Genomic DNA, 21,158 nt, shown 5'->3' with positions numbered 1-21,158 from the left:
CGGCCTGCTGGTCGAGGGCGTGGATCAGCGTTTCGAGATGCCGGGCGAGCGCGGTGGGGCCGGACTGGCGGGCGGTGAGCAGCAGGGACTGGATGACGGGGCCGATGCGGTGGCGGGGCACCGGAAGCGAGTGCGGAGCGGCGGCGGGGCCGACCGGAGGCTTAGCGGCACGGTGTGCCCGGGGCGTGACCAGCGCGGGCCCCGGGGCGCGACGGCAGCCGGACCGGGGCCTCCGCGGCGCCCGCCGGGGCGGCGAACCACCGGTGGACGAGGGCGAACAGGGCCTCGTCGAGGTCAAGGTGCAGCCCTTGCAGCCAGTCGGCGAACTCCTCGTGCGCGAAGCGGTATCCCGCTCCGGCCGGGACGACGAGGCCTTCGGTGAGGACGGCCGAGGCCCAGCCCGTACGCCAGGGGAAGAGGTCCTCGAAGGACTCCCGGTCCAGCTCGCCCTGGCCGGGCCCCAGACAGCGCCGCGCCGCCTCGTGCACCTGCCCGGCGACCCGGGCGGCCAGCCGCCGGACGGCGGTCCCCCGGGCGGGGCTCTCGGCGCCCGCCGTCAGCCGGACGGCGATCCGCAGGCACACCAGGTCCAGATAGGCCGAGAAGATCTCCGCACGGCCGGGCACGGCGTCCTCGGCGGCGGGCGTTCCCACCGGGTCGGGCACCGCCGGTTCCGGGAGGGCCGCGCGGATCTCGGCGAACAGCCGCAGGGCCAGCGGATGGGCGGCGTCGGTCGCGGCCAGCGCCCCGGGCGGGATGCCGTACCGGGCCCTGGCGCGGCCGGCCTGCCGCTCCGGGAGGTCGCCGAGCCGGACGCAGAACGGCAGCGCGCGGGCCGGGGCGCCGGGCGGTACGGCCGGCGCCTCCTCGGGCACATGGAGCATCCCGGCGGGGAACAGGGCGCCCGCCTGCTCCCAGTACTCGGGGCGGCACGCCACGACCAGCCGGACGCCGCCCGCCCGCAGCCAACTCGCCGTACCGGCCGTCCAGTCGGGCAGCGCGTGCGCCAGAACAGGCGGCATCTCCTCCGGACCGTCGAGCAGCACGAGCAGCGGCCGGCCCGCCGACCGGGCCAGGTCCGCGACCGCGTCGGGGGACGCGACGGGCGCCTCGCCCCTGCTGTCGCCGGCCGCCGCCGAGACGATCCGCGCGGCGGTGCGCAGCGAGCGTTCCACCGCGTCCTTCAACCCGCCGTCGCCCGGCCGCAGTTCGGCGCCGCGCAGCCATACCGTCGGGGCGGGCTCCGCGCCCCGGGCGCGGCGTGCGGCGAGCGCCGCCAGTTCGGTGGTGCGCCCGCAGCCGGGGTCGCCGACCAGACCCAGGACGAGCGGTCCGCGGTCCCCTCCCCCGCTGAGGAAGTCGCGCAGCTCGTCCTCGGTCCCCGGCCTGGCGACCGGCTCACGCCATTCGCGCGGTACGGCCGCGGAACCGACCGAGGTGGCCGTCAACTGCAGCGCGCCGGCGAGGTTGAGGTGCGGCCCGTAGGCGGGCACGGTGGCGGCGTTGCGGGCGAGCAGTTCCGCCAGCGGCCCCGACCCGGCCCGCAGCGGGACGGCGAAGCCGCCGGCCCGGTGCCCGGCGTGCAGTGCGGTGGCGATGACGGCCAGCACCGCTCCGGTCTCCGCGTCGATCACGGGGCTGCCGGACGCCTGCGGGTGGACCCGCAGCACCTCCGGGCTGTCGAGGGCGAGTTCGTAGACCTCGTCCAGGAGATGGAATCGGTCGGTCGCGGTGTACGTCACGGACGCGGTGCCGACGACGACGGCGTCCGTCCAGCCGCGGGCCCGCAGCCGCACCCGGCGTTCGGAGTGCGCGGGCCCGGAGACGGCGACCGGCAGCGGCCGCAGACTGATGCCTTCGGTCGCGACGAGCGCGAGTCCCAGTTCCGGCAGCGGCGTGATCGCGTCCGCACCGACGAGGCAGACCTGGTCGCCGGGGGCGTGCAGCACCAGCCGGGCCAGTCCGTCGACGGCTTCGTGACTCGTCAGGAGAGTGCCGCCGAGATCGGCGAGGAATCCGGTACCGCGCGGCCGCCCGGCCAGATCGCACACCCGCACCAAGGCATCGTCACCGTCGCAGGGCCGCACCGCCATCCGCGCACCTCCCCGCTGGTCAACCGCCTTCCACGGTATGCCCACGGTGATCGCCCGCTATTGATCGCGCACCCAACGCGCCCCCGTACACCCCGAAGTTCACTCCGAGCGCCCACCCGTTGGGGTGAATTCCGGGTGTGAGGAGGATAGGTATACGAGCAGGAGGGGGATCGTGGAGCGGGCGTCCGCGCGGGGACACGGACGCCCGCTCCACGATGGGGGCCTGACCGTGCCCTAGGGGAGCGCGACGACTGCGGATACCGAGGATCCGGACCCGCTCGATGGCCGGTCCGGATCCCGTCAGGTCACGCACGCGCGTCACGCACTCGCGTCAGACGAGGACCGCGAGGATCTTCGTCTGGCCGTCGCGGTCCTCGACGAGGGCCAGGAAGCGGCCGTCGGGGTCGAAGGCCGCGTGAGTGCCGGGGCCCATGCCGTCGGTCTTGAGGCGGACGCCGTTGACGAGCAGGCGGGCCTGGTCGGCGTCCACGTCCCAGCGGGGGAACGCCGCGGCGGCGGCCTCGCCGATCGGCATGACCTGGAAGGCTTCCGCCCCGTCGGCCTGGTACGTCGCTTCGAGCTCGTCCACGGTGCGGGCGCTGCTCAGGTCGTACGGGCCCACCCGGGTGCGCCGCAGCGCGGTCAGATGGCCGCCGGTGCCCAGGTCCGCGCCGAGATCGCGGGCCAGGGCCCGGATGTAGGTGCCGGAGGTGCACTCGACGGTGACGTCCAGGTCCAGGACGGCCGTGCCGTCCTCCGCCGTCGCGGTGCGGTCCTCGTGCAGCACGAAGGAGGAGATGGTCACCGGGCGGGAGGCCAGCTCGAACTCCTCGCCCTCCCGGACCCTGGTGTACGACCGGACGCCGTTGACCTTGATGGCGCTGACCTTGGACGGCACCTGCATGATGTCGCCGCTGAGCTTGGCGATTCCGTCCTGGACGGCCGTCAGCTCGACACCGGCCGCGCCGGCGCTCTCCGTGACCTCGCCCTCGGCGTCGTCCGTCACGGTGGTCTGGCCGAGCCGGATCGTCGCGACGTACTCCTTGCGCGTGAGCGCGAGGTGGCCGAGGAGCCGGGTGGCCTTCTCGACGCCGATGACGAGCACTCCGGTCGCCATCGGGTCGAGGGTGCCCGCGTGCCCGACGCGCCGGGTGCCCGCGAAACGGCGGATGCGGGCGACCACGGCGTGCGAGGTGAGCCCGGCCGGCTTGTCGACGATCACTAGGCCGTCCGGGCCCTGGCCTTTGCGCTTCATGCGGTCGCGGAGCCCTTGTCGTCGTCCTTCGCGGTCTTCGCCGCGTCGGCGTCGGCGTCCGTGTCGTCGTCCTCGTCCTCCACCGGCTTGCGGTACGGGTCCGCGTCGCCCGCGTACGAGGCGTCGGTGGCGGCCTTGCGCACCTGCTCGTCCGAGGCACGGGCCCTGGCCAGCAGATCGTCGATGGTCTTCGCGTTCTCCGGGAGGGCGTCCGCGACGAACGTCAGCGTCGGGGTGAAGCGCACCCCGAGCTGCCGACCGACCTCGGAGCGCAGGATGCCCTTGGCGCTCTCCAGTGCGGCGGCGGACGCCGCACGGTCCTCGTCGTCGCCGTAGACCGTGTAGAACACCGTCGCGTCCTGCAGGTCACCCGTGACCCGGGTGTCCGTGATCGTCACGTAGCCGAGCCGCGGGTCCTTGATCCGCCGCTGCAGCGTTTCCGCGACCACGACCCGGATGCGGTCGGCCAGCTTGCGCGCCCGCGAGGTGTCGGTCACTTGTCCGTCTCCTTCTTCGTTACTGCTCTGGTCTTCCAGGCGCCGGCCGACCGCCGATCGGTCAGTCGTCGTCGCCGTGGATCCGCTGCCGTGCCGACAGCAGTTCCACCTCGGGCCGGGCGATCATCCATCGCTCGCACCGGTCGAGTACGTCCTTGATGTGTCCGAGATCCCCGGACACGACCGCGATGCCTATCTCGGCCCTGCGGTGAAGGTCCTGCTCGCCCGTCTCCGCCACACTGACCGCGAACTTGCGGTGCAGCTCGGCGATGATCGGGCGGACGACGGACCTCTTCTCCTTGAGCGAATGTACGTCGCCGAGGAGGAGGTCGAAGGACAGCGTTCCTGCATACATGGGCGACAGGGCTAGCCGCCCTGGGAGGCCTCGTCGTTACGCCCCTGGTGACAGGCGCGATCCATGATGTGAACGGTACACGCAACGGCCGGGGCCGATCGACGGAATATCTCCGCCGACCGGCCCCGGTGAAATGCACTGCCCGTGCGCAGCACGGCCCACCAGGGGTGGTGGCCGGGCGGCGGGTGGGCGATCAGCCGCGCGGCTTCTCGCGCATCTCGTACGTCGCGATGACGTCGTCGACCTTGATGTCGTTGTAGCTGCCGAGGTTGATACCGCCCTCGTAGCCTTCCCGGATCTCGGTGACGTCGTCCTTGAACCGGCGCAGACCCTCGATGTTGAGGTTCTCCGCGATGACCTTGCCGTCGCGGAGGAGTCGCGCCTTGGTGTTGCGCTTGACCTCGCCCGAGCGGATGAGGACACCGGCGATGTTGCCCAGCTTGGAGGAGCGGAAGACGTCGCGGATCTCGGCGGTGCCGAGCTCGACCTCTTCGTACTCCGGCTTGAGCATGCCCTTCAGGGCCGCCTCGATCTCATCGATGACCTGGTAGATCACCGAGTAGTACCGGACGTCGACACCCTCGCGCTCGGCCAGCTGCGTGGCGCGGCCTTCGGCGCGCACGTTGAAGCCGATGACGATGGCGTCGGAACCCGATGCCAGGTTGATGTCCGACTCGGTGACCGCACCCACACCGCGGTGCAGGATGCGCAGGTCGACCTCGGCACCGACGTCCAGCTGCATGAGCGAGGACTCGAGCGCTTCGACCGAACCGGACGCGTCGCCCTTGATGATGAGGTTGAGCTGCTGCACCAGACCGGCCTGCAGGGCCTCGTCCAGGTTCTCCAGGGAGAACCGGACACCCTTGCGGGCGAACGCCGCGTTCCGCTCACGAGCGGCACGCTTCTCGGCGATCTGACGGGCCGTGCGGTCGTCGTCGACAACGAGGAAGTTGTCGCCGGCGCCGGGCACGTTGGTGAGACCGAGCACCATGACCGGAGTCGAGGGGCCCGCTTCTTCCAGCGTGTTGCCACGGTCGTCGAGCATCGCGCGGACCCGGCCGTACGCGTCGCCGACCACCATGGTGTCGCCGATGCGCAGGGTGCCGCGCTGTACGAGCACGGTCGCCACGGCGCCACGGCCACGGTCGAGGTGAGCCTCGATCGCGATGCCCTGTGCGTCCTGCTCCGGGTTGGCCCGCAGGTCGAGCGAGGCGTCCGCGGTGAGGACCACGGCCTCCAGCAGGCTGTCGATGTGCAGACCCTGCTTGGCGGAGATGTCGACGAACATGGTGTCGCCGCCGTACTCCTCGGCCACGAGGCCGAACTCGGTCAGCTGACCGCGCACCTTGACGGGGTCGGCGCCCTCGACGTCGATCTTGTTGACCGCGACCACGATCGGCACGCCGGCCGCCTTGGCGTGGTTCAACGCTTCGATCGTCTGCGGCATGACACCGTCGTTGGCCGCCACCACGAGGATCGCGATGTCGGTCGACTTGGCACCACGGGCACGCATGGCGGTGAACGCCTCGTGACCGGGGGTGTCGATGAAGGTGATCTTGCGCTCTTCACCGTTCACCTCGGCCGCGACCTGGTAGGCACCGATGTGCTGGGTGATGCCACCGGCCTCGCCCGCGATCACGTTGGTCTTGCGGATCGCGTCGAGGAGGCGGGTCTTACCGTGGTCGACGTGACCCATGACGGTCACGACCGGCGGACGGGAGACGAGCTCTTCCTCGCCGCCCTCGTCCTCGCCGAACTCGATGTCGAAGGACTCGAGCAGCTCGCGGTCCTCCTCCTCCGGGCTGACGATCTCCAGGACGTAGTTCATCTCGTCGGCGAGCAGCTGCAGCGTCGCGTCGGGAACCGACTGCGTCGCCGTGACCATTTCGCCGAGGTTCAACATCACCTGGACGAGCGACGCCGGGTTGGCGTTGATCTTCTCGGCGAAGTCGGTGAGAGAGGAGCCGCGACGCAGTCGTACGGCAGCACCGTTACCGCGGGGCAGCAGCACGCCGCCCACGGACGGAGCCTGCATGCTCTCGTACTCCTGGCGACGCTGGCGCTTCGACTTGCGGCCACGGGCCGGACGGCCGTTCGGGCCACGGCCGAAGGCACCCTGCGTGCCACCACGGGCGTTGGGGCCGCCGGGACGGCCGCCGAAGCCGCCGGGACGGGGACCGAAGCCACCGCCACCGCCGGGAGCACCACCGGGACGCGGGCCGCCGAAGCCGCCGGGACGCGCACCGGGACCGGCCGGACGGCCGGCGAAACCGCCGCCGCCACCACCGGGACGAGCACCGGGACCACCGCTGCCACCACCGGGACGAGCACCGGGACCGCCACCGGGACGGGCGCCGGGTCCGCCGGAGCGGCCGCCGGGACCACCGGACGGGGCGGGACGCTGCGGCATCATGCCCGGGTTCGGGCGCGGGCCGGAGCTCTGCGGGCGGGGCATCCCACCGGGAGCCGGACGACCGGCACCGCCGGGACCGCCCGCACCACCGGGACGCGGGGCGCCGCCGGGACGCGGAGCGCCACCGGGACCACCCGTGCCGGCCGGACGAGCGGGACGCTCGCCGCCGGGAGCACCCTGGCCGCCACCGCCGGGACGCGGGGCGCCACCGGGGCGCTGCATCCCGGTGGAGCCACCGGAGGTGAAGGGGTTGTTGCCCGGACGGGGACCCGCCGGACGGGCGCCACCGGGACGCGGGGCGCCACCGGGCGCACCCTGGCCGGCCGGACGGGCCGGACGGTCGCCACGCGGCGCGGCGTCACGCTGACCGCCGTCACGGCGCTCTTCGCGCTGTGCCGGGGCCGGACGTGCCGGACGGGGGCCGGGAGTGGCACCCGCGGGACGCGGCGCGGAGGACGGAGCCGCCGGGGCGGAGGCCGCCGGCGCCTGCGGGGCCTGCTGCGCCTGCTGGGTCGGAGCCGGGGCGGAGAACTCCGCGACCGGGACCGGAGCCGCCGGAGCGGGCTTGACCGGGGCCGGCTTCGGACCCGGACGGGGGCCGGCCGGCGTGGAGCCGGTGCCCGTGGCGGCCGGAGCCGCCGGAGTTACGGGGGCGTCCGCGGCCGGCTTGGGAGCCGGCGCAGCGGGACGGGCCGGCGCACCCGGAGTGGGGGCGCCAGGCTTGGCAGACGTCGCCTTGCGGGGCGCGCCGGGCTTGGCAGCGGGCTTCGCGGCGTTTCCGCCACCGGGCCCCTGCAAAGCGTCAGTCAACTTGCGAACAACCGGCGCCTCGATCGTCGAGGACGCCGAACGTACGAATTCACCAAGTTCTTGGAGCTTGGCCATGACGACCTTGCTCTCAACTCCGAACTCCTTGGCGAGTTCGTATACCCGGACCTTAGCCACTTCGCTCCTTTTAGGTCCGGGGTGATCGTCCGCCGGACCGTCGCTACTTCATGCTCGTACTCATCGCGTACTCATCGAGTGGTGCTCATCGCAATCTCGACCTACTTCCGACTCGCGAGGTACCTGACCGCACGGATACCCGTGCCGTTCACTTACGGTGCCGCCACTTCGACGGGCTTGGTGTTCTGCTCGACGTACCGGCGGAGTTCCGCGGTGTCGAACGTCTCCTTGGACCTGAAGGCCCTGGAGAAGGCCCGGCGGCGAACCGCCAGGTCGAAACAGACCAGGTCAGGGTGCAAGTGAGCACCCCGACCGGGCAGCGTACCGCGAGGATCGGGGACGCACGCGTCACCGCTCACCGCCACACGCAGCAGATCGTTCTTGGCCACCCGTTCCCGGCAACCCACACAGGTTCGCTCAGGGCACGCAAGGGAACGCGTCCGGCCAGACACTGCTCAGTCTACCTCCCCGCGCCGACCTCACCCCTTCGGGTTATTCGACGCACGGTTGTTCGGTCAGTCGTGGGTTGACATTCAGGCGCGTGAAGTGTCCGATTCGCCGGACTCCTCGGCGCCCTCCGGCTCGATGTCCGGACGGATGTCGATCCGCCAGCCGGTCAGCCGGGCGGCGAGGCGGGCGTTCTGCCCTTCCTTGCCGATGGCGAGCGACAGCTGGTAGTCCGGCACGGTCACCCGGGCGGAGCGGGCCGACAGGTCCACGACCTCGACGCGGGACACCCGGGCCGGCGACAGGGCGTTCGCCACCATGTCGGCCGGGTCGTCCGACCAGTCCACGATGTCGATCTTCTCGCCCTGCAGCTCGGCCATGACCGCCCGCACGCGGGAGCCCATCGGGCCGATGCAGGCGCCCTTGGCGTTCAGCCCGGAGCGGGTGGAGCGCACCGCCATCTTCGTCCGGTGGCCGGCCTCGCGGGCGATCGCCTCGATGACGACCGAACCGTCCGCGATCTCCGGGACCTCCATCTTGAACAGGGCGCGCACCAGGTTGGGGTGCGAGCGCGACAGCGTCACCGACGGTCCGCGCACGCCCTTGGCGACGCGGACGACGTAGGAGCGCAGCCGCACACCGTGCTTGTAGTCCTCGCCCGGCACCTGCTCCTGCACCGGCAGGATGGCTTCCATCTTGCCGATGTCGACCAGCACGTTCTTGGCGTCCATGCCCTGCTGGACGACACCGGAGACGATGTCGCCCTCACGGCCGGCGTACTCGCCGAACGTGATGTCGTCCTCCGCGTCCCGCAGCCGCTGCAGGATGACCTGCTTCGCCGTGGAGGCGGCGATCCGGCCGAACCCGGAAGGGGTGTCGTCGAACTCGCGGGGCTCGGCGCCCTCGGCGACCTCGGACGGGTCCTCCTTCGCCCACACCGTCACATGTCCCGACGACTTGTCGAGCTCCACCCGGGCCCGGCGGTGGCTGCCCGGCTCCCGGTGGTAGGCGATGAGGAGCGCGGACTCGATCGCCCCGACCAGCAGGTCGAACGAAATCTGCCTCTCCTGCACCAACCCCCGTAGGGCCTTCATGTCGATGTCCACGGCTACGCCTCCTCAATGCTCTCGTCGCTGTCGGTGTCGGCGTCGGCCGTATCCGCTGCGTCGACGTCGTCGTCCTTGTTCTTGCGGTTGAACTCGATCTCCACCCGGGCCTTCGCGATCTCCGCGAACTCCACCCGGCGCGGCTTGGGCTTGCGCCCCTTGATGCCGGGGACCTCCAGATCGAGGCCCGCCTCGTCCAGCGCCATGATCCGCGCGGTCAGCTCTTCGTGGTTGTTGAGCGTCAGCTTGACCAGCCGGCCCTCGTTGCGGCGGAAGTGCCGGGGCGTGGTCAGCGGCCGGTCGGTACCCGGGGAGCTGACCTCCAGGACGTACTCGCCCTGGCCCATCGCGTCCGTGTCGTCGAGCACCTGGGCGATGTCCCGGCTCAGCTCGGCGACCGCGTCGAGCTGCACGCCGTCATCGGAATCCACCACGACCATCAGCTGCCGGCGGCTGCCCGCCGCGGTCACTGTGACCTCTTCCAGATCCAGACCCGTCTTGGCGACGAGCGGCTCCAGCAATCCGCGCAGCCTCTCGCTCTGGGTGGTGCTCATCCGGGTGACTCCTCGGCCGCGTGTGCTGTTGTATGGAAGGTCGCGTGTCGCCCCAAAGCCTATCGGTTCCGACACCGGATCGACGATTCGGCGTGGCTCGCCCCCCAGCGCTGCCCTGCGGCGGAGCCGGCCGGCCACCGTCGCCCGGGCCGCGCCCGGCCGCCGCCCGGTACGCTCTGGTCGGTGATCACGGGAGGGGGCGCGGTGACAGGCAGAGGGACGCCGGGCAGACGGACGGTACTGGCCTCGGCCGCCGGTGTGCCGCTGGTGGCCGGCGCGGGCGGGCTGGCGGCGCTGGCCGGACTCGCCACGGGCTGTTCCGGCGGGACCCCGGCCGCGGCGGACACCCTGAAGGACACTCCCCCGGCCGTGCCGGGTGCCGCGCTGCGGGCGCGGGCGGCCGCGGACAGCACCGCACTCCTCGCGCACTACGACGGTCTCCTCGCGGCCCGGCCGGACCTCACCGCGCGGCTGGCGCCGCTGCGGGCCGAAGTCGCCCGGCACGCCCAGGCGTTCGGCGCCACGGTGCCGAAGCCGGCCCCCGCCGGAACGCCGGGTGCCACCGGCACCACCGCCGCCACCGCTCCCCCCACGCTCGGGGCGCTCGCCGCCGCCGAACGCCGGCTCGCGGACGCCCGCGCTACCGCGCTGCTCGACGCACCGCCCGAGCTCGCCCGGCTGCTCGCCTCAGTGGCCGCCGCCGGGGCGGCGCACGTCGTCCTGCTGACGGGGAAGGGCTGACGAGATGACACAGCGGACCCTGGACGCGGTCCAGGCGGCGCTCGCCGCGGAACACGCCGCGGTTTACGCCTATGGGGTGATAGGTGCGCGGGTCGCGAAGCCGCGCGCCTCCGACGCCCGCGCTGCCTACGACTCGCACCGCGCCCGCCGCGACGCGCTGAGTCGCACCGTGCGGGACCTCGGCGCGGAACCGGTGCCGGCGGACGCCGGGTACGCACTGCCGTTCCCGGTCACCGACAGCGCGGCGGCCGTACGGCTGGCCGCCGTGATCGAGGACCGGGTCGCCGGTGTGTACGGGGATGTGGTGCGCGCGGCCACCGGGGAGCCGCGCCGGGACGCGGCCGGAGCGCTGCGTGAGGCGGCGGTGCGTGCCGTGCGGTGGCGCGGCGGCAGCGTAGCCTTCCCCGGGTTGGCCGAGCGGAGCGCACCGTGAGAGCCGCACCGCAAGGAGCCGTGTCAGGGCTGTAGGACACGGCAGAACGGGAAGGCATCCCCCCGCGGGGACGCCCGCCCGCGAAAGATCCACGGAGGGACAGCACAACCATGGCTTCAGCACCGCAGCCCGGCGGCCCCGGCACCATTCCGCTGGACCCGCCCGACCGGCTGGTCCGCACGATCGGGGCCTGGGAGGGCGACGCCGGCCGGGAGTGGCTCGCGGCGCTGCCGGGCCGGGTGGCCGGAACGCTGGAGCGGTGGGAACTGCGGCCGGAGCGGGTGTTCACCCCCGGCGGCCAGATCAGCATGATCGTGCTCGTCCGGACGGCGGACGGCACCCCCGCCGTGCTCAAGCTGGGCATGGTCACCCCCGAGACCGAGCACGAGCACGCCGCGCTCGCCCACTGGGACGGCCGCGGCGCGGTCCGGCTGCTGCGCGCGGAGCCCACCCTGGGCGCGATGCTGCTGGAGCGGCTGCAGGGCGAGGTGTCCCTGCGCTCCCTCCCGGAGCCCAAGGCGATGCTCGAGGCGACGGCCACCTTGCAGCGGCTGTGGGTGGCGCCGGCCGAGGGCCATCCGTTCACCTCGGTCGCCGACTGCACCGCCGGTCTCGCCGACCACCTGCGGGAGCGCCGTGAGCAGCCCTGGGCGGCGGAGGTGCGCCCGCTCATCGACGAGGCGCTGGCGCTGCGCGAGCAGCTGCTGGCCGGTCCGGCCGAGGACGTGCTGCTGCACGGCGACTACCACCACGGCAACGTCCTGGCCGCCGAGCGCAGCCCGTGGCTGGCCATCGACCCCAAGCCGCTGGTCGGCGAGCGGGCGTACGACCTCGCCTGGCTGGTCCGGGACCGGGTCGAGACGCTGGCCGCGTCCCCTGGCCCGCAGGCGGCGGCCCGCCGCCGGGTCGCCAAGCTCGGCGCCGCGCTCGACGTGGACCCGGAGCGGCTGCGCGGCTGGAGCCACTTCCGGGCCGTCGAGGCGGGCGTCTGGGCGCTGTCGGTCGGCGACAGCCAGGCCGGCGAACTCCTGCTGGAGTTCGCCAGCTGGCTCTAGTCCGTGTCGTCGGTCAGCCGGTCAGCCGGGCGAGCGCCTCGTCGACCGTCAGCTCGACCCGCTCGCCCGACCGGCGGTCCTTCAGTTCCACGACGCCCTCGGCCGCGCGGCGGCCGACGACGAGGATCTGCGGGACGCCGATGAGTTCCGCGTCGGTGAACTTCACGCCCGGCGAGACCCCGGCGCGGTCGTCGAGCAGCACCCGGACACCTGCGGCGTGCAGCTTCTCCGCGACCTCCAGCGCCAGCTCGGTCTGCAGGGCCTTGCCGGCCGCGACGAGGTGCACATCGGCGGGGGCGACCTCGCGCGGCCAGCACAGGCCCTGGCCGTCGGCGGTCTGCTCGGCGAGGGCGGCGACCGCACGGGAGACGCCGATCCCGTAGGAGCCCATGGTCACCCGCACCGGCTTGCCCTGCTGGCCGAGTACGTCGAGCTGGAAGGCGTCGGCGTACTTGCGGCCGAGCTGGAAGATGTGACCGATCTCGATCGCACGGTCCAGCCGCAGTCCGGCGCCGCAGCGCGGGCAGGGGTCGCCGGGCCGCACGGTGACGACGTCGAGGTAGCGGTCCACCTCGAAGTCCCGGCCGCAGACGACGTTGCGGGCGTGCTTGCCGCTCGTGTTGGCGCCCGTGATCCAGGCGGTGCCGGGGGCGATGCGCGGATCGGCGATGTAGTCGATGCCCAGGCCCTGCGGTCCCACATAGCCGCGGACGAGCTCCGGGCGGCCCTCGAAGTCCTCGGCGGTGACCAGCTCGACGACGGCCGGGGCGAGGTGCTCGCCGAGCTTGCCGAGGTCGACCTCGCGGTCACCGGGGACGCCGACGGCGGTGATCTTGCCGTCGACCTTCACCAACAGGTTCTTCAGCGTCGCGGACGCCGGGACGCCCAGGTGCGCGGCGAGGGTCTCGATGGTCGGGGTGTCGGGGGTGTCGAGTTCCTCGACGGGGCCGTGCTCCACGCCCTCGACGGGCGGCACGACCGTGGTGACGGCCTCGGTGTTCGCCGCGTACTCGCAGGCCGGACAGTCCACGAAGGTGTCCTCGCCGGCCGCGGCCGGAGCGAGGAACTCCTCGGACGCCGAGCCGCCCATCGCGCCGGAGACCGCGGAGACGATGCGGTAGTCGAAGCCGAGCCGCGTGAAGATCCGGATGTACGCGTCACGGTGCGCCCGGTACGCCTCGGCCAGCCCCTCGTCCGTGGTGTCGAAGGAGTACGAGTCCTTCATCTGGAACTCACGGCCGCGCAGCACGCCGGAGCGCGGGCGGGCCTCGTCCCGGTACTTCGTCTGGATCTGGTAGAGGATCACCGGCAGGTCCTTGTAGGACGTGCACTGGTCCTTCACCACCTGGGTGAAGATCTCCTCGTGGGTCGGGCCGAGGACGTAGTCCGCGCCCTTGCGGTCCTTGAGCTGGAAGAGCAGGTCGCCGTACTCGCCCGCGCGGCCGGTCGTCTCGTAGTTCTCCCGCGGCAGCAGCGCGGGCAGCAGCACTTCCTGGCCGCCGATGGCGTCCATCTCCTCGCGGACGACGCGGGAGACGTTCTCCAGGACCCGCTTGCCGAGCGGCAGCCAGATCCAGACGCCCGCCGACGAGCGGCGGACGAAACCGGCGCGGACCAGCAGCTTGTGGCTGGCGGTCTCGGCGTCGGCCGGGTCGTCGCGCAGTGTCTTGAGCATCAGACGGGACATGCGCAGGACCATGGTGGCTCTCCAGGGGCTTGACGGGGATTCCCGCGAGGATATCCAGCCCGTCCGGCGGCACGGAAATGCGTTATGCCGGATCCCGGGGCCGGTCCGGGCGGCGCAGCGGCAGGGGCGCGCCCATCACCGCGTACGGGCTCGTCGCGCTGGGGAAGTGCACGGGACGGGCCAGGTCCTGGTAGCCGAGCGCCCGGTAGAGCCGGCGGGCGGGGCTCTCGACGTCGATCGCGGAGAGGATGCTGCGCGGTTCGGTGGCCGTGTCGGTGATGGTGGTGATCAGCTGCCGTCCGATGCCCAGCCCCTGGAAGGCGGGCAGTACGTGCAGCTCCGTGATGACGAAGGAGCCGTCGAGCCACTGCTCGGTGCCGCGGTGCCGCAGATACGGCTGGACGACGGTGGACCACCAGTGCGCGCGGTCGTTGGGCATGCCGTAGACGAAGCCGACGAGCCGTCCGTCCTCGGTGGTGGCACCGAGGGCGCGGGCGCCGGGGCAGGCGAGATGCCGCACGACGATCTGGCGGCGGATGGCGATCTCGTCGTCGTCGAGACCGAAGGCGAGGGCCTGTACGGCGAGCGCCTCGTCGACCCGTTCCTCGAGGTCCAGACGGCCGACCACGACATCTTCCATGGGACGGGACATTACGTCAGAACAGCACGCTCATGAAGGCTCCGACCTCGGTGAATCCCACCCGGCGGTAGGAGGCACGGGCGGGTGCGTTGAAGTCGTTGACGTACAGGCTGGCGACCGGGGCCACATCCCGCAGCGCGTAGTGCAGCACGGCGGCCATCCCCGCCTCCGACAGGCCCTGTCCCCGGTACTCCGGCGCCACCCAGACGCCCTGGATCTGGCAGGCGTGCCGGGTGACGGCGCCGATCTCGGCCTTGAAGACCACCCGGCCGTTCTCGATGCGGGCGAACGACCGTCCGGCGGTGACGAGTTCGGCGACCCGGGCCTGGTAGAGCAGCCCGCCGTCCCCCGCGAGCGGGGAGACGCCGACCTCTTCGGTGAACATGGCCACGCACGCGGGCATGATCACATCCATCTCGTCACGGCGGACGCGCCGGACGAGGGGGTCGGGGGTGATGCCGGCGGGCAGCGCCCGGGTGGTCATCAGCGGCTGACGGCTGCGGATCTCCCGGGCCGGGCCCCAGCTGGGTTCGAGCAGCGACCACAGTTCGGTGGTGGGCTCGGCGGGTCCGACGATCGACGAGCAGCGGCGGCCCGCCCGGCGGGCCCGCTCGGCGAAGGCGCGGACGGCTTCCGGGCCCGCGCAGATCGGCACCAGATTGGCGCCGGCGTAGCACAGGGAGGCGAGCCGGCCGCCGGAGTACCAGCCCCACATCTCGCCGCCGAGGCGCCAGGGGTCGAGGCCCGCGACGTTCACACGGGAGGCGACGAACGCGTTGGACACGGGGTCGCGGTCGAGCACTTCGAGGGCGGCGTCGAGTTCGCCGGCCTCCAGGACCTTCGCGGTCGTCGTCGTCAACACGTGTGCGCCTCACCTACAGGCCGCGGGGGGCGGGGGTACCCCCGGCCACACGGCCGGGGGTAGATCTTCGCACTTTACCTCGCGGAGGGGAGTTTCGCGGAGGTGGCCTCAGCGGCCTTCCCCGGTCAGCTCACGTTGACCTGGGGCTCGCCGGACGCGATGCCGTCCGCTTCCATCTGCTCGGCGATCTTCATCGCCTCTTCGATCAGGGTCTCCACGATCTTCGACTCCGGCACGGTCTTGATGACCTCGCCCTTGACGAAGATCTGGCCCTTGCCGTTGCCGGACGCGACACCGAGGTCGGCCTCGCGGGCCTCACCGGGGCCGTTCACGACGCACCCCATGACGGCGACGCGCAACGGCACCTCCATGCCCTCAAGGCCGGCGGAGACCTGGTCGGCGAGCTTGTAGACGTCGACCTGGGCACGGCCGCAGGACGGGCAGGAGACGATCTCCAGGCGGCGCTGCTTGAGGTTCAGCGACTCCAGGATCTGCAGGCCGACCTTGATCTCCTCGACCGGCGGGGCCGAGAGCGAGACGCGGATGGTGTCGCCGATGCCCTCGGACAGCAGCGCGCCGAACGCGACGGCGGACTTGATGGTGCCCTGGAACGCGGGACCGGCCTCGGTGACACCGAGGTGGAGGGGGTAGTCGCACTTGCCGGCGAGCAGCCGGTAGGCGTTGACCATCACGACCGGGTCGTTGTGCTTCACCGAGATCTTGATGTCACGGAAGCCGTGCTCCTCGAACAGCGAGCACTCCCACAGCGCGGACTCGACCAGCGCCTCGGGGGTGGCCTTGCCGTACTTCTCCATCAGCCGGCGGTCCAGCGAGCCCGCGTTGACGCCGATCCGGATCGGGGTGCCGACCGAAGCCGCCGCCTTCGCGATCTCCTTGACCTTGTCGTCGAACTGCTTGATGTTGCCGGGGTTGACGCGGACGGCCGCGCAGCCGGCGTCGAGCGCCGCGAAGACGTACTTCGGCTGGAAGTGGATGTCCGCGATCACCGGGATCTGCGACTTCTTGGCGATGGTGGCGAGCGCGTCGGCGTCGTCCTGCGTGGGGCAGGCCACCCGCACGATCTGGCAGCCGGAAGCGGTGAGCTCGGCGATCTGCTGGAGCGTCGCCCCGATGTCCGCCGTCACCGTCGTCGTCATGGACTGGACCGAAACCGGCGCGTCCCCGCCCACCGCGACCGACCCGACCTGGATCTTGCGGCTGTGGCGGCGGTCGGCGAGCTTGATCGGAACGTCGGGCATTCCGAGCGAAATCGCGGTCATGTGCTTGGCATCCCCAAGGGTGTGGAACAAGGTCCCGGCGTGGGCGGGCTCCGTTTACCGAGGTTACGGCAACCCGCCCACGTCTCCCGCATCCGTCAGGAGAGCGTCACCGGATTGACGACATCGGCGACGAGCACCAATGCCGTGAAGCAGATGAAGATGCCCGCGACGACATAGGCGACCGGCATCAGCTTGGCCACGTCGAAGGGGCCCGGGTCCGGGCGCCGGGTCAGCTTGGCCAGCCTGCGGCGCAGCGACTCCCACAGGGCGCCGGCGATGTGACCGCCGTCGAGCGGGAGCAGCGGCAGCATGTTGAACAGGAACAGCGACAGGTTCACTCCGGCGAGCAGGTTGATCATGACGCCGATCTGCTGCGTCGCGGGAATCTTCAGCGAGAAGACCTCGCCGCCGATCCGGGCGACACCGACCATGCCGACGGGCTGGTCGACGGTGCGCTCCTTGCCCTGGAAGGCCGATCCCCACAGCGCGGGGATCTTCGAGGGGATGTCGGCGATACCGCGGATCGAGTTCTTGGTCATCGAGACCATGCGGTCGGTGGACTCGGCGAAGGTCAGCGTCCTGACGCCGTTGGCCGGGCTGAAGCCGAGGAATCCGGCGTCGACGTACTGGCCCTTGATCGGGAAGCCGTCGCTGTCCTTCTTGTTCACCGTGTTCTTGACCAGGGTCGGGTGCAGGGTGAGCTGCTGCCCGTTCCGGAGGACGCCGACGGTGGCCGGGCCGATGGTGTCGCGGATCTGGTCCGACAGGTCGTCCCAGTCGCTGACCGGCTTGCCGTTGAAGGAGACGATCTTGTCCCCGGCCTTGAAGCCGGCGGCCTTGGCGGGCGGGGCCACGGCGTTCTTCGGGCAGACATCGGCCTTGGTGGCCTTGTCGGTCGCCGCGGAGGCCTTGACCACACACTCCGAGACGCTGCCGATCGACGTGGTCGTGACGTTTCCGCCGATCCCCATCAGGGAGACCGCGAAGAGCGCCACCGCCAGGATCAGGTTCATGAACGGCCCGGCGAACATGACGATGACGCGCTTCCACGGCTTACGCGTGTAGAACATCCGCGTCTCGTCGCCCGGCTGCAGCTCCTCGTAGGCGGCCGAACGGGCGTCTTCTATCATGCTGCGCCACGGCGAGGTGGAACGGGCGCTGACCTTGCCGTCCGCGCCGGGCGGGAACATGCCGATCATGCGGATGTAGCCGCCGAGCGGGATCGCCTTGAAGCCGTACTCGGTCTCGCCCTTGTGCCGCGACCAGATCGTCGGCCCGAAGCCGACCATGTACTGCGGCACACGGATCTTGAAGAGCTTGGCGGTGGAGAGATGGCCGAGCTCGTGCCAGGCGATGGAGAACAGCAGGCCGACGACGAAGATGACGATCCCGACGCCCCACATGAGTGCCGTCATACCCGTGCAGCCTCCGTAGCCAGTTCCCGTGCGCGGGCCCGTGCCCACGCTTCCGCTTCAAGGACGTCCTCGACGGTCAGCCGAGTTCCCGGATCCGGATGGCCGTGTTCCTCGACCACCCGGGCGACGGTGTCCACGATCCCCGTGAAGGGCAGCCGGCCGGCGAGGAAGGCATCGACGCATTCCTCGTTCGCCGCGTTGAACACCGCGGGTGCGGTGCCACCGAGGCTACCTACATGTCGCGCCAAAGCCACCGCTGGGAACGCGTCGTCGTCCAACGGGAAGAATTCCCACGTCGACGCCTTCGACCAGTCGAACGCGGGTGCGGCATCCGGCACCCGCCGGGGCCAGCCGAGGCCGAGCGCGATGGGCATCCGCATGTCGGGCGGGCTCGCCTGGGCCAGGGTCGAGCCGTCGGCGAACTCCACCATCGAGTGGATGTACGACTGCGGATGGACGACGACCTCGATCCGGTCGAAGGGGATGTCGTAGAGCAGATGTGCCTCGATGACCTCCAGACCCTTGTTGACCAGGGTCGCGGAGTTGATCGTGATGACCGGGCCCATGTCCCAGGTCGGATGCGCGAGTGCGTCCTTGGGGGTGACGCCGGCGAGCTCCTCCTTGGTGCGGCCGCGGAACGGGCCGCCGGAGGCCGTGACGATCAGCTTGCGGACCTCTTCGCGGGTGCCGCCCATCAGCGCCTGGAAGAGCGCGGAGTGCTCGGAGTCCACCGGGATGATCTGCCCGGGCTTCGCGAGCGCCTTCACCAGCGGACCGCCGACGATCAGCGACTCCTTGTTGGCGAGGATCAGCACCCGGTCGGCTTCCAGGGCCGCCAGCGTCGGGCGGAGCCCGATCGAACCGGTGATGCCGTTGAGGACCGAGTGGCACTCGCTCGCGGCGAGCCGGGTCGCGGCGTCGGGGCCGGACAGGATCTCGGGGAGCGTCCCGCCGGCGCCGTACTGCCGGCCGAGCGCCTGCCGCAGCGGCTCGACGGCGTCCTCGTCCGCCACGGCCACGGTCCGTACCCGCAGCTGGTGGGCCTGCTCGGCGAGCAGCTCGATCCGGCCGCCGGCGGCGGACAGCGCCACCACGCGGAAGCGGTCGGGGTTGCGCAGCACCACGTCGATGGCCTGGGTGCCGATCGAACCGGTGGAGCCGAGGATCACGATGTCCCGGGGCCCGTCGGTGTCGGCGGCGGCCGCGAATTCGCGGTGATGCGGGTCTGCGAGGGAGTCCGTCATCCTCCCATTGTGGCCGCATCCCCTGTCAGCTCGGACAGGGGATGCGGGTGTCGGGTCCCGGGCGGGTCCGCGGGCGGAGCGGTACGCGGGAGCCGGGTCAGCGGATGGGCTCAGCGGATGGGGCGGTGGACGTTCTCGGTCGTGGCGGGGCCGGGGGTGGCGTCGGCGATCCAGGGGCCGTCGCCGCTGAGGTCGACGATGCCCGCCTCCAGCCAGGTGTAGGTACCGCCGAGCACGCCGTCGACGACCTTGAGGTCCAGGTCGTCGGTGTTGGACCACAGCCGGGTGAAGAGCTCCTCGACACGGATCCGGGACTGCCGGCAGAACGCGTCGGCGAGCTGGTACGCGGCCCGGCCCTCCTCGCCGGACGAGCGCAGCATCTCGGCGCGTACGCAGGCCGCGCTCATCGCGAAGAGCTCCGCCCCGATGTCGACGATGCGGCCGAGGAAGCCCTGCTTGGTCTCCATCCGGCCCTGCCAGCGCGCCATGGCCAGGAACGTCGAACGGGCGAGCTTGCGCGCGCTGCGCTCGGTGTACCGCAGGTGGGTGGCCAGGTCCGGGTAGCCGTCCGGGTGGAACTCGGCGTACGACGTGGGCAGTTGGCCGGCGCCGGCGACGAGCTTGGGGAGCCAGCGGGCGTAGAACCCGCCGGCCCTGGCGCCGGCCTTCGCCTTGTCGCCGAGGCTCTTGTCGGGGTCGATGAGGTCGCCCGCGACGGACAGATGGGCGTCGACCGCCTCGCGGGCGATCAGCAGGTGCATGATCTCCGTCGAGCCCTCGAAGATGCGGTTGATGCGCAGATCGCGCAGCACCTGCTCGGCGGGGACGGCGCGCTCGCCGCGGGCGGCGAGGGACGCGGCGGTCTCGAAGCCGCGGCCGCCGCGGATCTGCACGAGTTCGTCGGCCATCAGACAGGCCATCTCGCTGCCGTAGAGCTTGGCGAGGGCGGCCTCGATCCGGATGTCGTTGCGGTCCTCGTCGGCCATCTGCGACGACAGGTCGAGAACCGCTTCGAGGGCGAACGTGGTCGCCGCGATGAAGGCGATCTTCGAGCCGACCGCCTCGTGCTTCGCGATGGACTTGCCCCACTGCTCGCGCTCCAGCGACCATTCGCGGGCGATCTTCAGACACCACTTCCCGGCGCCGACGCACATCGCGGGCAGCGAGAGGCGGCCGGTGTTCAGGGTGGTGAGGGCGATCTTGAGGCCGGCGCCCTCGGGGCCGATGCGGTGGTCGGCGGGGACGGTGACCTGGTGGAAGCGGGTGACCCCGTTCTCCAGGCCGCGCAGCCCCATGAAGGCGTTGCGGTGCTCGACGGTGACGCCCTCGGAGCCCGCTTCGACGACGAAGGCGGTGATGCCGCCCTTGTGCCCCTCCGACTTCGGCACCCGGGCCATGACGACCAGCAGGTCGGCGACGACGCCGTTGGTCGTCCAGAGCTTGACGCCGTCCAGGACGTAGGCGGAACCGTCCTCGGTGGGCACCGCGCTGGTCGCCAGCCGGGCCGGGTCGGAGCCGACGTCGGGTTCGGTGAGCAGGAAGGCGCTGATGTCGGTGCGCGCGCAGCGCGGGAGGAAGGTCTCCTTCTGCTCCGTGGTGCCGAACATCTTGAGCGGCTGCGGTACGCCGATGGACTGGTGCGCGGAGAGCAGCGCGCCGATCGAGGCGTTGGCGGAGCCCACGAGCGCGAGGGCCTTGTTGTAGTACACCTGGGTGAGGCCCAGGCCGCCGTACTTCGTGTCGATCTTCATACCGAGGGCGCCGAGCTCCTTGAGCCCGTTGATGACCTCGTCGGGGATCTGCGCCTCGCGTTCGATGCGGGCCCCGTCGATCTTCGTCTCGCAGAAGTCCCGGAGCTTGGCGAGGAATTCCTCGCCGCGCTGGACGTCGTCGGGCGCCGGCATGGGATGGGGATGGATCAGATCGAGCCTGAAGCGGCCCAGGAACAGCTCCTTGGCGAAGCTGGGCTTCCGCCAGTCCTGTTCGCGGGCGGCCTCGGCCACCTGCCGGGCCTCGCGTTCAGAAACGTTGTGTGCGGATGGTGCGGTCAAGAGGGCTCACCTCGCCGCGGAGTCGGGATGTACGGGCGCGGTCGGCCGCCGGGAGACCCGGTCAGCGAGCTACCGGGGTCGCCGG

18 protein-coding genes are annotated in these 21,158 nt (G+C 71.7%); 3 read left to right on the top strand and 15 right to left on the bottom strand.

Going from position 1 to position 21,158, the window contains the following annotated elements:
- Positions 1-161: 161 nt before the first annotated feature.
- From C8250_RS30665 to rimP, 8 genes are all read right to left on the bottom strand, one after another.
- A complete protein-coding gene (locus C8250_RS30665) occupies positions 162-2,093 on the bottom strand; it encodes a hypothetical protein (RefSeq protein WP_187145037.1) in 1,932 nt (643 codons plus the stop codon).
- Between the two features lie 331 nt (positions 2,094-2,424).
- Complete coding sequence (gene truB, locus C8250_RS30660; protein WP_138356687.1) at positions 2,425-3,348, bottom strand: tRNA pseudouridine(55) synthase TruB; 924 nt, start codon at positions 3,346-3,348, stop codon at positions 2,425-2,427.
- On the bottom strand, positions 3,345-3,845 hold the full coding sequence (rbfA, locus tag C8250_RS30655) for a 30S ribosome-binding factor RbfA (protein ID WP_138356688.1): 501 nt from the start codon (positions 3,843-3,845) through the stop codon (positions 3,345-3,347). The genes truB and rbfA overlap by 4 nt, the downstream gene beginning before the upstream one ends.
- Before the next feature lie 61 nt (positions 3,846-3,906).
- Positions 3,907-4,200 carry a DUF503 domain-containing protein gene (locus tag C8250_RS30650; RefSeq protein WP_138356689.1) on the bottom strand — a complete coding sequence of 98 codons (294 nt, stop codon included), beginning with the start codon at positions 4,198-4,200 and terminating at the stop codon, positions 3,907-3,909.
- Positions 4,201-4,393: 193 nt separating this feature from the next.
- A complete protein-coding gene (gene infB / locus C8250_RS30645; protein WP_138356690.1) occupies positions 4,394-7,558 on the bottom strand; it encodes a translation initiation factor IF-2 in 3,165 nt (1,054 codons plus the stop codon).
- A 152-nt stretch (positions 7,559-7,710) separates the two neighbouring features.
- A complete protein-coding gene (locus tag C8250_RS30640) occupies positions 7,711-8,010 on the bottom strand; it encodes a YlxR family protein (RefSeq protein WP_138356691.1) in 300 nt (99 codons plus the stop codon).
- Between the two features lie 81 nt (positions 8,011-8,091).
- Entirely contained in the window at positions 8,092-9,111 is a 1,020-nt protein-coding gene (gene nusA, locus C8250_RS30635; protein WP_138356692.1) for a transcription termination factor NusA, read from the bottom strand.
- 2 nt (positions 9,112-9,113) lie between these two features.
- Positions 9,114-9,665: a ribosome maturation factor RimP gene (gene rimP / locus C8250_RS30630; RefSeq protein ID WP_138356693.1), complete on the bottom strand. Its 552-nt coding sequence runs from the start codon at positions 9,663-9,665 to the stop codon at positions 9,114-9,116.
- Positions 9,666-9,848: 183 nt separating this feature from the next.
- Here rimP and C8250_RS30625 point away from each other — a divergent pair, with 183 nt between their 5' ends.
- The 3 genes from C8250_RS30625 to C8250_RS30615 all read left to right on the top strand — a co-directional run bounded on the left by C8250_RS30625 (position 9,849) and on the right by C8250_RS30615 (position 11,894).
- Entirely contained in the window at positions 9,849-10,406 is a 558-nt protein-coding gene (locus tag C8250_RS30625) for a hypothetical protein (RefSeq protein ID WP_244809457.1), read from the top strand.
- Positions 10,407-10,410: 4 nt separating this feature from the next.
- Complete coding sequence (locus C8250_RS30620) at positions 10,411-10,839, top strand: ferritin-like domain-containing protein (protein WP_138356694.1); 429 nt, start codon at positions 10,411-10,413, stop codon at positions 10,837-10,839.
- A 110-nt stretch (positions 10,840-10,949) separates the two neighbouring features.
- Positions 10,950-11,894 carry an aminoglycoside phosphotransferase family protein gene (locus C8250_RS30615; protein ID WP_138356695.1) on the top strand — a complete coding sequence of 315 codons (945 nt, stop codon included), beginning with the start codon at positions 10,950-10,952 and terminating at the stop codon, positions 11,892-11,894.
- 13 nt (positions 11,895-11,907) lie between these two features.
- Here the strand turns inward: C8250_RS30615 and C8250_RS30610 are convergent, their stop codons facing one another.
- From C8250_RS30610 to C8250_RS30580, 7 genes are all read right to left on the bottom strand, one after another.
- Positions 11,908-13,593 (bottom strand): proline--tRNA ligase, encoded by a 1,686-nt coding sequence (locus C8250_RS30610; RefSeq protein ID WP_138356696.1) that lies wholly within the window; start codon positions 13,591-13,593, stop codon positions 11,908-11,910.
- Positions 13,594-13,663: 70 nt separating this feature from the next.
- Positions 13,664-14,221 (bottom strand): GNAT family N-acetyltransferase, encoded by a 558-nt coding sequence (locus tag C8250_RS30605; RefSeq protein ID WP_138356697.1) that lies wholly within the window; start codon positions 14,219-14,221, stop codon positions 13,664-13,666.
- A gap of 16 nt (positions 14,222-14,237) precedes the next feature.
- A complete protein-coding gene (locus C8250_RS30600) occupies positions 14,238-15,083 on the bottom strand; it encodes a GNAT family N-acetyltransferase (RefSeq protein ID WP_138356698.1) in 846 nt (281 codons plus the stop codon).
- A gap of 125 nt (positions 15,084-15,208) precedes the next feature.
- Positions 15,209-16,363: a flavodoxin-dependent (E)-4-hydroxy-3-methylbut-2-enyl-diphosphate synthase gene (gene ispG, locus C8250_RS30595; RefSeq protein ID WP_138356699.1), complete on the bottom strand. Its 1,155-nt coding sequence runs from the start codon at positions 16,361-16,363 to the stop codon at positions 15,209-15,211.
- Between the two features lie 95 nt (positions 16,364-16,458).
- Complete coding sequence (locus tag C8250_RS30590; RefSeq protein ID WP_138356700.1) at positions 16,459-17,778, bottom strand: site-2 protease family protein; 1,320 nt, start codon at positions 17,776-17,778, stop codon at positions 16,459-16,461.
- On the bottom strand, positions 17,775-19,022 hold the full coding sequence (gene dxr / locus C8250_RS30585; protein WP_138356701.1) for a 1-deoxy-D-xylulose-5-phosphate reductoisomerase: 1,248 nt from the start codon (positions 19,020-19,022) through the stop codon (positions 17,775-17,777). The genes C8250_RS30590 and dxr overlap by 4 nt, the downstream gene beginning before the upstream one ends.
- A 110-nt stretch (positions 19,023-19,132) precedes the next feature.
- Complete coding sequence (locus C8250_RS30580; RefSeq protein ID WP_138356702.1) at positions 19,133-21,073, bottom strand: acyl-CoA dehydrogenase family protein; 1,941 nt, start codon at positions 21,071-21,073, stop codon at positions 19,133-19,135.
- Positions 21,074-21,158 lie beyond the last annotated feature (85 nt).

It is taken from the genome of Streptomyces sp. So13.3 (assembly GCF_005860785.2).
Lineage (GTDB): Bacteria > Actinomycetota > Actinomycetes > Streptomycetales > Streptomycetaceae > Actinacidiphila > Actinacidiphila fildesensis.
Note: the sequence above shows the minus strand (reverse complement) of the source record. Positions and strands in the feature narration are given on the sequence as shown.

What these genes read in the sequence shown, in the direction of transcription:
- C8250_RS30665 (WP_187145037.1), bottom strand. Translation starts at nt 2,093, where the DNA reads ATGGCGGTGCGGCCCTGCGACGGTGACGATGCCTTGGTGCGGGTGTGC.
- truB (WP_138356687.1), bottom strand. Translation starts at nt 3,348, where the DNA reads ATGAAGCGCAAAGGCCAGGGCCCGGACGGCCTAGTGATCGTCGACAAG.
- C8250_RS30650 (WP_138356689.1), bottom strand. Translation starts at nt 4,200, where the DNA reads ATGTATGCAGGAACGCTGTCCTTCGACCTCCTCCTCGGCGACGTACAT.
- rimP (WP_138356693.1), bottom strand. Translation starts at nt 9,665, where the DNA reads ATGAGCACCACCCAGAGCGAGAGGCTGCGCGGATTGCTGGAGCCGCTC.
- C8250_RS30620 (WP_138356694.1), top strand. Translation starts at nt 10,411, where the DNA reads ATGACACAGCGGACCCTGGACGCGGTCCAGGCGGCGCTCGCCGCGGAA.
- C8250_RS30615 (WP_138356695.1), top strand. Translation starts at nt 10,950, where the DNA reads ATGGCTTCAGCACCGCAGCCCGGCGGCCCCGGCACCATTCCGCTGGAC.
- C8250_RS30610 (WP_138356696.1), bottom strand. Translation starts at nt 13,593, where the DNA reads ATGGTCCTGCGCATGTCCCGTCTGATGCTCAAGACACTGCGCGACGAC.
- C8250_RS30605 (WP_138356697.1), bottom strand. Translation starts at nt 14,221, where the DNA reads ATGGAAGATGTCGTGGTCGGCCGTCTGGACCTCGAGGAACGGGTCGAC.
- ispG (WP_138356699.1), bottom strand. Translation starts at nt 16,363, where the DNA reads ATGACCGCGATTTCGCTCGGAATGCCCGACGTTCCGATCAAGCTCGCC.
- C8250_RS30590 (WP_138356700.1), bottom strand. Translation starts at nt 17,778, where the DNA reads ATGACGGCACTCATGTGGGGCGTCGGGATCGTCATCTTCGTCGTCGGC.
- dxr (WP_138356701.1), bottom strand. Translation starts at nt 19,022, where the DNA reads ATGACGGACTCCCTCGCAGACCCGCATCACCGCGAATTCGCGGCCGCC.